Below are 15,172 nucleotides of genomic sequence, written 5' to 3' on the forward strand. Positions count from 1 at the left end.
GCCAGGGAGGGAGTTCCATGGGGGTGCAGTTCCCGGCACGCCGGTATTCACCGTTTGTCGCCTTGTTGGCCAGCCTGTCCATCGCCACCAGCCATGCCGCCCCACTGGTCACGCCAAATCCTACCGTGGTGGCCGGCGATCAGCCCTATTACACCCACGATGTACGCAACACCCGGCTGATCTATACCGAACAGAACCAGGCCTTCGCGGCCCGGGTGGCGGAACTGCAAGCCACGCTGCAACCGCGATATGAAGCCAGCTTCGGTTTCTCCCTGGGGGAGCGGCTCTACGTCGCTCTGGCGTCGGATTACAACCAGGTTGCCAACGGTTTCTCAACCCAGTTTCCGGTCAACCGCCAGGTCAATTACGGCGGTGGTGCGCTCAGCGTCGACCGGTTCGCCACCACCTCCTGGCTCGATACCCTGATCCACCACGAGACCGCCCACAACTACCAGACCAATGCCCGTAATAACCCGGTATCCCGGGGGCTCTACGAATTACTGGGCGTCGGAGCCCTCTACACGCCAGTGGTGCCGGCAATCACCCCCAACCTGTTCGAGTCCTCGTTCATCCTGGAAGGCAACGCTGTGCTGAACGAATCCTGGCACGGCAATGGCGGCCGACTCTACAACGGCCGAATGAAGGCAATGACCCTGCTGCAGGCCAGGGCCGGTCAACTCACCCCGGAGCGGCTGTACAACGAACCGCTGGCGTTCCCCTATCGCGAGGCCCACTACGTCTTTGGTGGTTATTACCAGTACTATCTCGCCGAGCGATTCGGGCTCGACCGTACCAACCGCTACTTTCTGAACCGCTCCGAGTACTGGCACTGGCCGCTGCTGGTCAATGCGCCCACCCGGGACACCTTTGGCCACAGTTTCAACACCCTGATCAATGACTGGAGCCGAACCCTGGCCAACGAGGCCGCCACCATGAACCTGGTGTCCGGTCCTCCCCTGGCCCACTCGCAAAGTGCCGGCTACCTCAACCGCAACGACAACGAGGTGTTCTTTCTCGCTCAACCCAACGGTGTCAGGGCACCGGAGCTGGTGACCATCAACCGCAACAGCGGCGCGGTTCGCAAGCAGCGTCAGTCCTATGCCCTCGGCAAACTGATCGAGCATCAGGGAGAGCGTTATGTCCAGGGCAGTCGCCACACCTGCCCCAACCGCATTCACCAGGGACTGTTTGATGCCAGTGCGCAGATCCTTGCTGGCACCGAGGGCCGTATCGTTCAGGGCTATCTGTCCGATGGCCGGGCGGTGTACTTTGATGTTCCCAGCTCTTTCAGTGAGCCTCAGCTTTACGTTGGTGACCGTTTCTACCGAGAAGTGAATTCCTCGGTACTGATCGGAGCCGATGACGCGCTCTACTACTTTGTGCAGGATGGCCGTGAGCGAACGCTTTACCGTAATCACGAGCCACTACTCAGCCTGGACAGTTACTACGGCCGCCTGGCAGACATCGACAGTCGCGGGCGGATCTACTTCATCACCAACACCAGGCACGGTTCCGGGCTGTTCCGCACTGACGGCCGGGGCATTGAACAGGTCCTGGCCGGCGACAACGTGGCCGACGCTAGGTTGCTGGATGACAACAACGCTGTGGTCATGGCGGTGACCCTGGACGGCTACGAGTACACCCGCCAACCACTGCGCCCCGTGGCAGGACAGCCACATGCGCCAAAGCTGTTTTGGGACCGCCAGCCAGTGCCGGAGACTGACAACGTGGCCGCGACATCCGTCGCCAATGGCAGTAATCCGGGGGTTGAGCATCGCTACCATCCCCTCGGCAACCTGCACTACCAGGGCACCGAAATCTATCTCTCCACGGTCTCCACCCGCCATCGGGATGGCGAGGACGACGACCACTGGCTCTACACCCTGAACGCCCAGTTTGCCGACCCACTGACCCAGAATCGCCTTGGCGTGTTCGCATTGCGGGACGGCGACCTGTCTCACCTGGCCGGCGTGAGTTACACCAACAGCCAGTATCCGGTGCTGGCGGGCGTGCGCGGCTACGGCGTGCTGGACGAACAACTGGAAGACCTGGAAGTGCCCGACGATTCCCGCGGCTTTGGGGTACGGGCGGAACTGCGCTGGCCGTTCCTGCGAAACGGCTACTGGTACGGCGAAGCCAGCGGCTTCCATTATCTGGACTACCGCAAGCGGGAACGGGAGCCAACCGGCGGACAGCTTCAGGTCAGCCGCACCGAACAGTTCGGTCACAGTTTCTACCCCAACAGCCGTGCCTTTATTCAGGGCTTCGCGGTGAACGACCGCGGAGACAGCGTAAGCGGCGGTACCCTGGCCCTGGCCACCGATTTCCCCGCACAATTCTATGGCGGTGTCAGCGGCAAGTACGCCCGCAGCGACGCCAGCGTGCACCACGGCCAACGTCGCGGGGTCTTTCTCGACAACGCCCCCGACACCCTCAGTGACGACCCCAGCCTGCTGGTTATCCCCGGCCTGGTGGGCGCCACCTATGCCCGGGAGGCCAACTACGGCGAGGTTCACCTGGCCAAGGTCCTCAATCTGGACGCCTATTCCTTCCATTTTCCCCTGAGCCTGCGGCGGGAGGCCCTGTCGCTGCGTTACCGCCATGTTGATACCCGCGACGCCACCCGGGGCGGAGACGTCAGCTTCAACCAGTTTGGGGTGGGCCTGACGCTGGAACTGGTGGCATTCAACATCGCCCCGATCCGGGTGGGGGTGGAGTACACCCGCAGCGACGATACGCCGATGACCGACCGGGACAGTGTCAGCGCCCTGCTGCAGTTGGGATTGTAAAGGTCTTTGCCATGTCACGAACGGAGCGCCTGCTCGACATCCTGCAGATTCTGCGACGCCATCGCCGACCGGTGAGCGGGGCGGTATTGGCGCAGGAAACCGGCGTATCCCTGCGCACACTCTACCGCGACATCGCCACACTGCAGTCGATGGGCGCGGAGATCGACGGCGAACCCGGTATGGGCTATGTCCTGAAACCGGGGTTTCTGTTGCCACCACTGATGTTGTCACCCACAGAAATCGAGGCCCTGGCCCTGGGTCTGAAATGGGCCAGTCAGCGAACCGACGCCCCCATGGGCGAAGCCGCCCGCAACGCTATGGCCAAGGTCGGGGCAGTGCTGCCACCGGAGCTGCGCCATCGCTTCGAAGATGACGCCCTGGCGGTGATTCCCCGCTGGGAAGCCGCGGAGCGGGAAGACCTGCCAGTGATCCGTCAGGCCCTGGGCGAGGAGCGCAAGCTGTTGCTCGGCTACGCCGACCAGCACGGCGCCCGGAGCGAGCGCGTGGTCTGGCCGATCACCGTTGGCTACATGGACGCCACCCAGATCCTGGCCGCCTGGTGCGAACTGCGTGGCGACTATCGCCACTTCCGGGTCGACCGCATTGAACACGTCACCCTGTTACCGGCAAGGATGCCAAGGCGGCGCCGGGACCTGCAGAAAGAGTGGCGGGACACGATCCTGCAGAACCGTCCTGCAGCACCGTCCTGAAACACCCTGCTGACAAAAACTGACAGCAGACCAGGGTACAGTCTCTCCACACCGAAGGCGTCAGTCCCGACGCCCAAACACCGCAAGGAGACCGACATGACCAGGGAACTGCAGTTCTACACCAACCCACAATCCCGCGGCAACATCGTGCACTGGATGCTCGAAGAGCTGGGCCAGCCCTACACCACTCACGTGCTGCACTATGAAAACACCATGAAAGCACCGGAGTATCTGGCCATTAATCCTATGGGCAAAGTCCCCGCCATCCAGCACGGCGATGTGGTGGTCACCGAAGCGGCGGCTATCTGTGCCTACCTGGCAGACGCGTTCCCGGAGGCTGGACTTGCTCCTACCAACCGCGGCGAGTACTACCGCTGGCTGTTTTTTGCCGCCGCCTGTGGAGAGCCTGCCATGAGTGATCATGCCACCGGCTGGGACGCCAACACGCCGGAACTGCAGAAACGCTTTGGCTACGGCAGCTTCGAGCAGACGTTTGAGGTCATGGCGGACTGGCTGAGCGATCGCACCTACGTGGCAGGCGACCAGTTCAGCGCCGCCGATGTCTACGTGGCGTCACTGCTGAACTTTGGCATCCTGTTCGATCTGATCCCCAAGAAGCCGGTGTTTGAAGCCTATCTCAAACCCCTGCTGGCACGCCCCGCCAAGCAGAGGGCGGAAGAACAGATCCTGCAGTTGATGGCGGCTGAAGCCGACGTGGCCGGTTAGAAAAGGAAAGATGCCAGGACGGCACGGCAGCGAGCCGTCCTGCTCGTTCAAACAAAGCCTGGCGTGCGAATACCGAGCAGCAGGCCGGCTGCTTCAGTCCGAGTTTCCGGCACTCGAAGGTAGCCGTCTGAACAACGCGACCAGAAGCAACCCAATTACCAGCCCGATGAGACTCCAGGGGTAAGCATCGCCAACAAAATAATCCCCGAGCACCGCACCAAAACAGAAACCACCAACCCCGAACCGGAAGCACTAACGCCGGAGTTGTCTGGCTCGTTTCTTTCTTTGCCTCATCGCCCGTTCACGACGGTAGGGCTCCAGTATCGCTTCGGCAACGTCGTCTGCCTGTTCTCTGGATATCACTACCACCTCCCTGCTCTCTTGCATGATGATCGAACGCTTTATCGGATCTAATGCCGGCACCTACCCTGTGGCGGCGATGACGTCTGCATTGTAATGCCTAAGAGCACGGACTTCCTGCAACAGCCGCGCCCCATTCCACTTTGGCTCTACTCCACCCAGGCCGCCCTGCGGTCAACCAGCGCCGGGAGCTTCCGCCACCAAGCCTGCCCGGGAGCCGGTTGTCGACGAACGTCATCAGGGGTTTTGTCGCGGGCGTGATAGTGGTGTACGAACTCCATTCCCAGATAATTTACGGTATGGATGAACGGGTCCACAAAGGCATGGGGCGCATGCTTGGTGTAGCTGGTTGACAGCAAAGACGCCTGTTTTCGGCGCAGTTGCCTCAGTTGTTCCCGCAGCTCGGGCGGATCCATGTACTCGGTCAGGCGATCAAAGAAGGCCTTCATCTGCGGTGTGGTGTTGTACCAGTAAACCGGGGAGGCAAACACCCAATGCTTGAAAGCCAGCAACTCGGTGACCAGGGGCCTGAAATCATCGGCCTGGTCCGGCAGGTCGTAACGGTAGGGATTGATACGATAGTCGTTGAGCACAATGACCCTGGCGTCCAGTTTGCCAGCCAGAGTCTCTGCGGCCTGGCGGGTATTACCATCGGGTCTCGCGCTGGAAAAAATGATGACATGCGGGTTCATTTCGCCTTCCTCTCAGATCAAGTCAGGCACAGCCTAGGACCTCAAGCCAACTTGAGGTCAAGAGCCTTTATCAGCATGCCCGCAGATCGGGCAAACATCCCAACTCCACCTGGCCCGCCAGCGAAATTCCAACCATACTGCCGGAACCTCAACAAAACGGTGCAAGCGAAGGGAGACGCTGTATGACCGAACTGATTCTGACCACCTTCGACTGGGTGCCCGACATTCCCCGTGGGTATGTTCGGGATCTACGCGTGCGTTGGGCACTGGAAGAGGCCGGACTTCCCTATCGGGTGGAATCCACACCCTTCAGCGAACGGGGCGAGGCACATTTTGCCCACCATCCGTTTGGTCAGGCTCCCTGGCTGACCGATGGCGATCAGTCGATCTTCGAGACGGGCGCCATCCTGCTCCACCTGGGTGAACGCAGTGAAACTCTGCTGCCATCCGACCCGGCCGCTCGCAGCGATGCGATCCAGTGGGTGTTTGCCGCTCTCAATTCGGTTGAGATGGCCACCCTGCCCTGGTCCCTTTACAAGTTCTCCGGCGACGAGGAAAGCACCCCCGGGCGCGACGTCCTGGAGGGGTTTCTAGCATCTCGCCTGGAGCATCTGGAAGGCATTCTGGCCAACCGTGACTGGCTTACTGGTGGCTTCTCGATTGCCGATATCCTGATGGCCGATGTGTTACGACTGGTTGACCGGTTCGATGGCCTGGCCGAGGCTCCACACTGCCACGACTACGTGTGTCGGGCCACGGCGCGGCCGGCCTTCAAAAAAGCCTACGCCGACCAGATGGCACACTTCGCAGCGGCGGACTGAGTCGCCAGATTGGTGATCCAGTGTGACTGAAAGCTCAGCCCTGTTTCTGACGCCATAAAAAATCCCCGCCGAAGCGGGGTTCTCTGAGTCAGCCGAAACCTGTCTTACAGGCCTTCAACTTCCTCACTCAGGTACTTGGCCACGCCTTCGGGAGACGCGTTCATGCCCTTGTCGCCCTTGTTCCAGCCAGCCGGGCACACTTCACCGTGCTCTTCGTGGAACTGCAGGGCATCAACCAGACGCACCAGCTCGTCAATGTTACGGCCCAGTGGCAGGTCGTTGATGATCTGGGAACGTACGATGCCGTTCTTGTCGATCAGGAAGGCGCCACGGAACGCCATGCCACCTTCGGATTCCACGTCATAGGCCTTGCTGATGTCGTGGTTCATGTCGGCGGCCATGGTGTATTTCACTGGGCCGATGCCGCCATTGTTGACCGGGGTGTTACGCCAGGCGTTGTGGGTGAAGTGGGAGTCGATGGATACGCTGATCACTTCCACGCCACGCTCTTTCAGGGCATCCATGCGCTTGTCCAGGGCAATCAGTTCAGACGGGCACACGAAGGTGAAGTCCAGTGGGTAGAAGAAGATGATTGCCGGCTTGCCCTTGATGGTATCCGCCAGGTTGAATTCATCGACGATGCTGCCATCGCCCAGTACGGCAGGAACGGTAAAGTCGGGAGCCGGTTTGCCTACGAGTACGCCCATGGTGTGATCTCCATATGATCTGAGTTGGGGTGTTGCCGGGTCCAGCCCGGCGTAATGATCTGTTGCTACGGGGATATTGCGGCAGACGACTGCAAATTCAACCCGTCATCGGCGCACTATACCGAGGGTTTTGTCACAGCGTGATGAACGTCAGGCAGCAAACAGCCAATAAAAAACCCCGACGCCAGCGCCGGGGTTTCTTTACAGCCGGTTGAATTGCCCGCCGTTACCAGTAGATCCCCCGCATGATGGCCGCAAACGCCACCTGCTCGGTGGACACCTTGGGCTTCTCGCCGGATTTGGTGCCAGCCGCCGCGGCGGTATCCGGGAACATCCGGTAACCGGTGTTCATCACAATCTCACCCATCTTCGGCGCCAGGGCGTGGAGCACCTGGGCGAAGATCCCCAGGCGGGTAGCGATGCGCTTGGGCCGATAGACGATGGCGTCTGCCACCATCTGCGCCGCTTCCTCTGGCGTCAGGGTGGGCACCGAGTCATAGATCTTGGTGGGCGCGATCATCGGCGTCTTCACCAGCGGCATGTTGATGGTGGTGAAGGTAACGTTGCGATCCGACCATTCTGCCGCCGCACAGCGACTGAACGCATCCAGCGCCGACTTGGAGGCGACGTAGGATGAGAAGCGGGGCGCATTGGTGAGGACACCAATGGAGGAAATGTTCACCACATGGCCCCGGTTGTGCTCCAGCATCGACGGCGCAAAGCCCATGATCAGCCGCACGGCCCCGAAGTAGTTGAGCTGCATGGTGCGCTCAAAATCGTGGAAGCGGTCAAACGACAGCGCCAGCGAACGACGAATGGAACGGCCGGCGTTGTTCACCAGAACGTCCACCTTGCCGTGGTTGTCGAGCACGGTTTTGACGAACCGGTCGCAGTCGTCCATGTCAGCGAAATCACACTGGTAGGCGTGGACGTTGCCGCCCAGCTCTTCCAGTTCCGCCACCACTTCATCCAGCTTTTCCTTGGTGCGGGCACCAATCACCAGCACCGCACCGGCTTCGGCCAGCTTGCGGGCCGTGGCCAGACCAATACCGGACGTGGCACCGGTGACCACACACACCCGTCCTTCGACCGTACCCTTGAGGGTACGATCCTTGAACAGGTCCGGGTCCAGGTGACGTTCCCAGTAGTCCCAGATCGCCGGTGCGTAATCCGGCAGCCGGGGCACCTCGATGCCGGAGCCCTTCAGCACCCGCTCGGTTTCCCGGGCATCAAACCGGGTGGGGTAGTTGATAAAGGACATCACCGAAGGCGGAATGCCCAGATCGTCCAGCACCGCGCCCGTCAGGCGTTTGACCGGCGGCAGATTTTTCAGGCTCTGGCGGATAAACGGCGGCACAAAGCCAAACATGCGGGAATCGATCCGCATCGCCATCCGCGGTGCATGGCCGGCGTCGGAGAAAATATTGAGAATCTCACCCACTTTGTAGGGGTCGGTGTCCACCAGATGGAAACACTGACCATCTTCACCTTCGGCATGGGCTATGTGATCCAGCGCATCAACCACAAAGTCCACCGGCACAATGTTCAGGCGGCCGCCTTCAATGCCAATGGTCGGCACCCACTGGGGAATGGCGTGGCGGATCTTCTGGATCAATTTGAAGAAGTAGTAGGGGCCGTCCACTTTATCCATTTCACCGGTGCTGGAATGGCCGATCACCATTCCCGGGCGGTAGATCCGAAACGGCACTTTGCAGCTCTCACGCACGACCCGTTCGGATTCGTGCTTGGTCAGCAGGTAAGGATGGTCAAGCTTTTCCGCTTCCTCGAACATGTCTTCGCGGAAGGTGCCCTTGAAAAGCCCCGCCGCAGCGATGGAGGAGACGTGGTGAAAGCAGCCGGCCTGCATCTGCTCAGCCGCCTCCAGGGCATGACGGGTGCCTTCAATGTTGGCCGTTTGCTGGGCATCTTCGTCGGCGCCCATGTCGTAGACCGCCGCCAGATGGAAAAAGTGATCCACCTTGCCCCGCAGCGCTTCCAGTTCGGCACTGGCAATGCCCAGACCGGGACGGGAAAGATCACCAATCACCGCCTTCACCCGATCCGAATCGGCACCCCAACGTTCCCGCAGACGCTCCAGCTTGTCCTGGGACTGCTCCCGCACCAGCACGTGCACCGTGCCGCCTCGGGCAAGCAGTTTTTCCACCAGAAAACGACCAATGAAGCCGGTACCACCCGTCAAAAAGTAATTCATAGCTTGTCCATCCTGCTTGGGGAGTGCGGGAAGGTTCGCCTGGTCAGCTTCCGGCTCGGACGCCCTCAGGCCTCACCACCTCACTCCATTGATTCTGTTGTTATGTCCTTGCTGTTCAGGGCTGCCATGGCGTCACGCGTAGCCGGCACCAGTGCAGCAACCGGGTTAGGCGCCCCAAAACGAGTAGGATTGTACTTTAGTATGACTGACAAGTATTCCACTTTATTAGAGTCTTTACTCTTTTATCTTATTGATTTGAATAGAGTATCTGCTCTACATCCCTGTGACACACTGCACACTTCCAGAGCCCGGGATCACCGCTGAAACGGTGACATCCACCAGGCACATTGCCAGAGACTAGCACAGCAGCAGGCGCTGACCGCAGCCACCCGCCACGCCATTACAAACCAGACATGCAAGCCCCCGCCGGCAGTGCGATAATCCGGGGCATCACATTCCCGACTACCTGCAACCGACGGATACCGACATGTCCCAGCAAGATCCCAACGCCCAACGTTATATCGCCATCGCCCGGGCCTGCCTGAAAGCCATCAACGACACCGCCGCCGGAGACAGTTCCCGGGAGCAGAAAATCCAGGCGGTGTACCAGGCCATCGACGACGCCTTCCAGGCCGAGTTCGCCGAGTATCGCCAGTCTGTCGCGGTGATGGCTTCAGTGCTGGAGCGCATTGGTTCCGGCCAGCTGGACGCCGATGCCGCCGCCAAGCTGGCGCGCAAGACCTTGGACCAGCAACCGGAAAGCACCCGCAACGCCATCATCCACTGACCTGATCGCGAGAGCCGAGCATGCCGAGAACCGCCTTTTTCACCCCGGGCCTGCCCCGGGCCCTACGCTGGCTGCTGTTGACCCTGACCATGACTCTGTTGACCTCCCCTACCCTGGCCGCGCAGACGCCGGTCAAAAGCAGTAACGATCGCAACCACTACCGTCACCTGACCCTGGAGAACGGCCTGCAAGTGCTGCTGGTTTCCGCGCCAGGTTCAGAAAAGGCCGCCGCCTCGCTGAACGTGGCCATCGGCAGTGGTGATGATCCCGCAGATCGCGCCGGCCTCGCCCACTTCCTTGAGCACATGCTGTTCCTGGGTACCGAAAAATACCCGGAACCGGGCGAATACCAGCAGTTCATCAGCAGCCACGGCGGCCATCACAACGCCTTCACTGCGTTCCGGGACACCAACTACTTCTTCGATGTACAGGCCGAGCACCTGCAGCCGGCGCTTGACCGCTTTGCCCAGCAGTTTTCCGCACCGCTGTTCACCGCCGATCTGGTGGAACGGGAACGGCGGGCGGTGCACTCCGAGTTCACCGCCAAAATGCGGGAAGACGGTCGTCGCTTTCACGCCGCCAAGAAAGAGGCCTTCAATCCGGACCATCCCTACACCGGTTTTTCCGTTGGCAACATGACCACCCTGGAAGACACCGAAACCAACCCGCTGCGGCCTGACCTGGTGCAATTCTGGCGCGAGCACTACTCCGCCGACCGGATGACCCTGGCGGTGTACGGCCCCCAGACCCTCGACCAACTGGAGGCCATGGTCCTGCCACGCTTTGGCGCCATCGAGAACCATCAACTGGGCACCAGCCGTGACTACCCATCGATGTTCCGGGACGGCGATCTGCCAGCTCTGCTGCAGGTTGAGGCCCTGCGGGACCTCCGCACCCTGACCCTGTCTTTCCCGATTGCGTCACAGATCGCCAATTACCGCACCAAGCCTGCCAGCTACGTCGCCTCCCTGCTGGGGCACGAAGGTCCGGGCAGTCTGTTCGATGTGCTCAAGACCGCGGGCTGGGTGGAGTCCCTGTCCGCCGGTTCCGGTACCGATGACGGTCACCAGGCCACCCTGGAGCTCAACATGTCGCTGACACCCAAGGGTCTGGAGCATCGCGATGACATCCTCGGCCTGACCTTCGCCTACATCGACCAGGTGCGGCAGCACGGCATCTCCGAACAGCGCTTTGAGGAAATGCAGCAACAGGCCACCATCAATTTCCGTTTCCAGGAGAAGCAGGAGCCGATACACCGGGTCACCCGGCTGTCGATGGAGTTGCGCCACGTTGCCCCGGAAGATGTCTTGCGGGCGCCCTGGATGATGGAGCGCTATGACCCGCAAGGGTACCGCGCTGTACTGAACCAGCTGACCCCGGACAACGTGCTGGTGTCGGAGCTGTCGCAGCAGGACCTGGGCGACGATGCCCCGACCACCGCCTGGTACGACACCCCCTACCGACTGGTTCCGCTGGATACCGAAGCACTGACCACACCGGCCGGGATGGCCGATCAACTGGCACTGCCGGAACCCAATCCCTTCCTGCCGGAAAACCTGGAACTGGTGGCCGGCGAGACCATGGATCAGCCGGAAATCATTGCCAGTGACGATCTGCTGACCACCTGGTACGCCCGCGACACCCGTTTTGATACGCCCAAGGCCAACGTCTTTCTCAGCCTGCGCTCGCCAGTTGCCCGGGATACCGCCCGCGACGCGGTGTTGTCGAAGCTGCTGGTGGACGCCATCAAGACCAACCTCAATGCCTGGGCCTACCCCGCCCGGCTGGCCGGGCTCGACTACAGCCTGTATGCCCACCTGCGGGGATTGACGCTGCGAATTGGCGGCTACAACGACAAGCAGCATCGCCTGCTCACCCGCATCCTGCCTCAGATCGCCAACCCCACCCTGGACCCACAGCGGTTTGCCATTGCCCGGCGCAACCTGCTGGACGCCCTACGCAACAAGGCCCAGGCCCGCCCGGTTCAGCAACTGGCAGACTTCATCCAGACCAGCCTGATCCAGGGTGCCTGGCCCACCGACGCCCAGATTGCCGCAGCAGAAGCGGTCACCTTTGAGGAACTGCAGGCCTATGCCCAGCGCTTTACCCGGGCGCTCGATCCGGTGCTGATGGTGCACGGCAACGTCACCGAAGCCTCGGCCCTGAACCTGGCGGCGCTGGTGAATGCGCTGCTGCTGACCGATACCCGACCGGCGCAGGTTGCCAGTCGTAGCGTCCGTGCCCTGCCCGACGGTGAAACCCAAGCTGCGGTGGCCATCGAGCACCCGGATACCGGCTACACCCTCTACAGCCAGGGCGAAGACAGCAGCTTCCGCGAGCGCGCCCGCTTCCGCCTGCTGGCCCAGGTGATCGGCAGTCCCTTCTACGAGGAAATCCGTACCCGCCGACAGCTCGGCTACATCGTCTACGCCACGTCGTTTGAGATGCTGGAAACCCCGGCTCTGGGGCTGGTGGTGCAGTCACCGGAGGCCTCGGCAGATGACATCGAGGTGGCCGTCACCGACTTCACCGAAGCCTTCGATCAACAGCTGACGGAACTGACCGAAACCGAGTTGGCGCGGGAGAAACAGGCGGTGATCAGTGGCCTGCTGGATCAGGACCGCAAGCTGGGCGATGCCTCACAGCGGTTCTGGCGGGAAATTGACCGGGAGCAGCTGAGTTTCGACTCACGTCAGCGCCTGGCCGATGCGGTGCAGGCCATTTCGGCGGAGGAATTGCACCAGACCTTCCGTCGGGCCTTGCTGGAGCGCGCCCGGGCCCTGCGGGCGGTCTCCACCGACCAGCCCAGCGACGACCAGTCCAAGGCCATCCAGCAACTGGTGGAGCAACTCACCAGTCAGCCGGCGGTGCCTGCCAGCTGATCGACATACCGGGGCGTCCCAGGATGACGCCCCGGTATCACCAGCCGTTCTTCCCCGAAACGCTCACCCCTCCGGGGCTTCCGCCAGCTCCCGCAGAAATCGCTGCCAATCCTCCGGTTCGTCGACATCCCAGCGCGGCTCCAGGCAGGCATGACTCAACCCCAGCCGGTCGAGCCGGTCACGGGTCTGCACCAGAACCCGCCCACTGCCCCACTCGATGTCATCGAGCATGGCCGGCACCGTCCGTTTTGCCGCCAGCAACACGTAACCACCGTCGTCCGAAGGCCCCATGACCACATCGTGCCGATCCAGCAGTGCCAGGGCCGCCTGCACATAGCGGGCCTCCACTGACGGGCAGTCACTGCCCACAATCACGGCCTTATCATGCCGCTGCAACGCCAGTTCCAGGGCGCCGTGCATTCGCTGCCCGAGGTCATTGCCCTGCTGGATGCACTGGCTGACTCCCAGGGTTTCCAGGTCGGCCAGAATCGGGCCGGCCGCCACCGGAGGCGCCACCAGGGCGCGGTCCCACCAGAATTGCAGGGGCAGCCTGGCCTCCGCCAGGTTCGCCAGCACCCGCCGCGACAGCCGGACATGGGCGTTCATCGCGCCCTCATCCCCCAGCAGGGGGCTGAGTCGGGTCTTTACCCGGCCAGGCACCGGCCACTTGGCAAACTGCATGACCACCGCTTCGGGCGACGCGCATTCGGGACGAGGGTTCTCAGTGTCGGACATCGGATCGGTAGGCTCGTGCAAGGGATTCCGGCGATTCGCCGCGCCAGTAGCGCCAGCGCAACCGCCACATTAACAGGATGGTCCGCCAGGCGCCCTGCTGTTCCCAGCGGCGACTGTCGGTGATCACCGGAGGGCGGACACACCGGGGACGGGACGCCAGCCGCAGTCGCCGGCTCAGTTCCACGTCTTCCATCAGCGGGATCTCCGCATAGCCGCCGAGCGCCTCAAACACAGACCGGCGGACGAACAGCGCCTGATCCCCGGTGGCGATGGCTGTCAGCCGGGAGCGCAGGTTCATCAACAACGCAATTACCCGGAACAGGGGACGCTGGCCGCTGAGGCGGACATCAAACCGACCCCAGACCTGCTGACCCGCAGCCACGGCAGCTGCCTGCGTCAGCGCACCATCGGGAAGACAGGTATCGGCATGGAGAAAAAGCAACACCTCGCCGCAGGCCACCTTCGCACCGGCATTCATCTGCCGCGCCCGGCCCGGCTCAGCAATCAGCAGCCGGTCGCACCAGCGCTGCGCCAGCGCCGCCGTATCGTCATCGCTGCCGCCATCCACCACAATCAGCTCATGACCCTCGGCACGAAGTGGTTGCAGCAACCGCAACGTCGCCTCAATCCCGGCGGCTTCCCGCCAGACCGGCATCACCACACTCACCTTGCAGCGTTGCGACAAACCTTTCTCCAACCTCCGCACCGACGATCATTCACCGGGCGCCTTGAGACCCACCGCCGGTATCGCTATCATACCGCGGACTTTCCCCAATGCCCCCGTAGCTCAGTAGGATAGAGCGAGCGCCTCCTAAGCGCTAGGTCACAGGTTCGATTCCTGTCGGGGGCACCATCAATTTTCTTGTATCCATTTGCTCCCAGTATCTCACTGCAAAATCTCGAAGTTATCCGGCCGGTTCAGGCGCCAGTCGTAATCGATGTAGCGGATGGATTCGGTTTGCTTCACTGCCTCGGCTACGGCAGGGGTAGCCCATTGACTGATGAATGCCTGCTCGGAGCCGGCGGCCTGGATGAAGTCGTCTTCGTACCACTTGAACAGTTCGGTCAGGTAGAGCGTGTCACCCTCGACCCGCAAATGGCGGCCGGTGTTGAAGGCGCGGCGGGTGTTTTCCGCGAGCAGGGTTTCCAGGTTGTCGGCGGTGTAGACACGGGCTCTGAGCGGTGGGCAACCAACCGAGGCACAGTTGACGGCGAAATGGACCCGGGCATCCTTCCAGCCTTTGTCAGCGTAGGCCTGACCCAGCAAGATGCCCTTCTCGATGTCGTTGAGGCTGTAGTTTTGTCCACCCACATTAAAGCGCTGCCGCTCAAACACGTTGTCAACAAAGGGATTCAGCCGGCCACCGTAATCCCAGACGGACGACACCAGAGCCCCCTCCGGCTGCTCGCTCAGGATCTGGGCCAGCATGAAGAAGTTGTAGGCGTTGATCCAGAACGCCACTGACGCCTCACGGCCTTCCAGCTCACCTGGGTTGAACTCCCTCAATGCCTGCTTCTGCGCCGACAGCCGCTCCATCAGCCCCTCGCCAGTCAGGGCCGCGTCGTAGTCGAAGGCCGACACCAGACCGTTTTCCGGAAGGGTTTTCTCCACCAGATGGTCCGACAGCAGAACCTGGTAATGGCGGTAGACCGTGGCGTTCACATCGGCTGCGCTCACAGCCGGCCAGGCCAGCAGCACAGTGAGCAGGAGCAGAATCTGTCGATATCCCATTGGAATTCCTTTCGCAGGT

12 protein-coding genes and 1 tRNA gene are annotated in these 15,172 nt (G+C 61.6%); 7 read left to right on the forward strand and 6 right to left on the reverse strand.

All coding sequences use genetic code 11. From position 1 onward, the window contains the following. Nucleotides 1-17: 17 nt before the first annotated feature. The 3 genes from MLD24_RS14730 (at nt 18) to MLD24_RS14740 (ending at nt 4,225) form a co-directional block, all read left to right on the forward strand. Complete coding sequence (locus MLD24_RS14730) at nt 18-2,789, forward strand: hypothetical protein (protein WP_248167497.1); 2,772 nt, start codon at nt 18-20, stop codon at nt 2,787-2,789. A gap of 11 nt (nt 2,790-2,800) precedes the next feature. Continuing rightward, a complete protein-coding gene (locus MLD24_RS14735) occupies nt 2,801-3,499 on the forward strand; it encodes a helix-turn-helix transcriptional regulator (RefSeq protein ID WP_248167498.1) in 699 nt (232 codons plus the stop codon). Between the two features lie 96 nt (nt 3,500-3,595). After that, a complete protein-coding gene (locus MLD24_RS14740; protein WP_248167501.1) occupies nt 3,596-4,225 on the forward strand; it encodes a glutathione S-transferase family protein in 630 nt (209 codons plus the stop codon). 509 nt (nt 4,226-4,734) lie between these two features. Here MLD24_RS14740 and MLD24_RS14745 read toward each other — a convergent pair. Continuing rightward, nucleotides 4,735-5,277 (reverse strand): flavodoxin family protein, encoded by a 543-nt coding sequence (locus MLD24_RS14745; protein ID WP_248167502.1) that lies wholly within the window; start codon nt 5,275-5,277, stop codon nt 4,735-4,737. A gap of 182 nt (nt 5,278-5,459) precedes the next feature. On the opposite strand from MLD24_RS14745, the gene MLD24_RS14750 reads away from it, so the two are divergent. Beyond that, nucleotides 5,460-6,098: a glutathione S-transferase family protein gene (locus MLD24_RS14750; protein ID WP_248167505.1), complete on the forward strand. Its 639-nt coding sequence runs from the start codon at nt 5,460-5,462 to the stop codon at nt 6,096-6,098. Nucleotides 6,099-6,202: 104 nt separating this feature from the next. On the opposite strand, the gene MLD24_RS14755 is transcribed toward MLD24_RS14750, so the two are convergent. After that, a complete protein-coding gene (locus MLD24_RS14755) occupies nt 6,203-6,805 on the reverse strand; it encodes a peroxiredoxin (protein ID WP_227171637.1) in 603 nt (200 codons plus the stop codon). Between the two features lie 226 nt (nt 6,806-7,031). Next, the gene (locus MLD24_RS14760) at nt 7,032-9,017 is read right to left on the reverse strand and encodes an SDR family oxidoreductase (protein ID WP_248167507.1); all 1,986 of its coding nucleotides are present in this window, start codon (nt 9,015-9,017) and stop codon (nt 7,032-7,034) included. Between the two features lie 487 nt (nt 9,018-9,504). On the opposite strand from MLD24_RS14760, the gene MLD24_RS14765 reads away from it, so the two are divergent. Further along, nucleotides 9,505-9,804 (forward strand): hypothetical protein, encoded by a 300-nt coding sequence (locus tag MLD24_RS14765; RefSeq protein ID WP_227171639.1) that lies wholly within the window; start codon nt 9,505-9,507, stop codon nt 9,802-9,804. Between the two features lie 20 nt (nt 9,805-9,824). After that, nucleotides 9,825-12,686, forward strand: a complete 2,862-nt coding sequence (locus MLD24_RS14770) for an insulinase family protein (protein WP_248167508.1) — start codon at nt 9,825-9,827, stop codon at nt 12,684-12,686. Nucleotides 12,687-12,749: 63 nt separating this feature from the next. Here MLD24_RS14770 and MLD24_RS14775 read toward each other — a convergent pair whose 3' ends face one another. Together MLD24_RS14775 and MLD24_RS14780 are read right to left on the reverse strand one after the other, a co-directional pair. Next, nucleotides 12,750-13,421 carry a TIGR04282 family arsenosugar biosynthesis glycosyltransferase gene (locus MLD24_RS14775; protein ID WP_248167511.1) on the reverse strand — a complete coding sequence of 224 codons (672 nt, stop codon included), beginning with the start codon at nt 13,419-13,421 and terminating at the stop codon, nt 12,750-12,752. Further along, nucleotides 13,408-14,106 (reverse strand): TIGR04283 family arsenosugar biosynthesis glycosyltransferase, encoded by a 699-nt coding sequence (locus MLD24_RS14780; RefSeq protein ID WP_248167514.1) that lies wholly within the window; start codon nt 14,104-14,106, stop codon nt 13,408-13,410. Before MLD24_RS14780 ends, MLD24_RS14775 begins: the two co-directional genes overlap by 14 nt. Nucleotides 14,107-14,197: 91 nt before the next feature. Here MLD24_RS14780 and MLD24_RS14785 point away from each other — a divergent pair. Further along, nucleotides 14,198-14,274 (forward strand) — tRNA-Arg (locus MLD24_RS14785). A 33-nt stretch (nt 14,275-14,307) separates the two neighbouring features. On the opposite strand, the gene MLD24_RS14790 is transcribed toward MLD24_RS14785, so the two are convergent. Further along, nucleotides 14,308-15,153 carry a DUF547 domain-containing protein gene (locus MLD24_RS14790; RefSeq protein WP_248167516.1) on the reverse strand — a complete coding sequence of 282 codons (846 nt, stop codon included), beginning with the start codon at nt 15,151-15,153 and terminating at the stop codon, nt 14,308-14,310. Between the last annotated feature and the right edge of the window lie 19 nt (nt 15,154-15,172).

Source organism: Marinobacter xestospongiae (genome assembly GCF_023156385.1).
GTDB classification, from domain to species: domain Bacteria; phylum Pseudomonadota; class Gammaproteobacteria; order Pseudomonadales; family Oleiphilaceae; genus Marinobacter; species Marinobacter xestospongiae.

Coding starts and splice junctions, on each gene's coding strand:
- MLD24_RS14735 (WP_248167498.1), top strand. CDS start 2,801: ATGTCACGAACGGAGCGCCTGCTCGACATCCTGCAGATTCTGCGACGC.
- MLD24_RS14730 (WP_248167497.1), top strand. CDS start 18: ATGGGGGTGCAGTTCCCGGCACGCCGGTATTCACCGTTTGTCGCCTTG.
- MLD24_RS14750 (WP_248167505.1), top strand. CDS start 5,460: ATGACCGAACTGATTCTGACCACCTTCGACTGGGTGCCCGACATTCCC.
- MLD24_RS14770 (WP_248167508.1), top strand. CDS start 9,825: ATGCCGAGAACCGCCTTTTTCACCCCGGGCCTGCCCCGGGCCCTACGC.
- MLD24_RS14740 (WP_248167501.1), top strand. CDS start 3,596: ATGACCAGGGAACTGCAGTTCTACACCAACCCACAATCCCGCGGCAAC.
- MLD24_RS14775 (WP_248167511.1), bottom strand. CDS start 13,421: ATGTCCGACACTGAGAACCCTCGTCCCGAATGCGCGTCGCCCGAAGCG.
- MLD24_RS14790 (WP_248167516.1), bottom strand. CDS start 15,153: ATGGGATATCGACAGATTCTGCTCCTGCTCACTGTGCTGCTGGCCTGG.
- MLD24_RS14745 (WP_248167502.1), bottom strand. CDS start 5,277: ATGAACCCGCATGTCATCATTTTTTCCAGCGCGAGACCCGATGGTAAT.
- MLD24_RS14765 (WP_227171639.1), top strand. CDS start 9,505: ATGTCCCAGCAAGATCCCAACGCCCAACGTTATATCGCCATCGCCCGG.
- MLD24_RS14755 (WP_227171637.1), bottom strand. CDS start 6,805: ATGGGCGTACTCGTAGGCAAACCGGCTCCCGACTTTACCGTTCCTGCC.
- MLD24_RS14760 (WP_248167507.1), bottom strand. CDS start 9,017: ATGAATTACTTTTTGACGGGTGGTACCGGCTTCATTGGTCGTTTTCTG.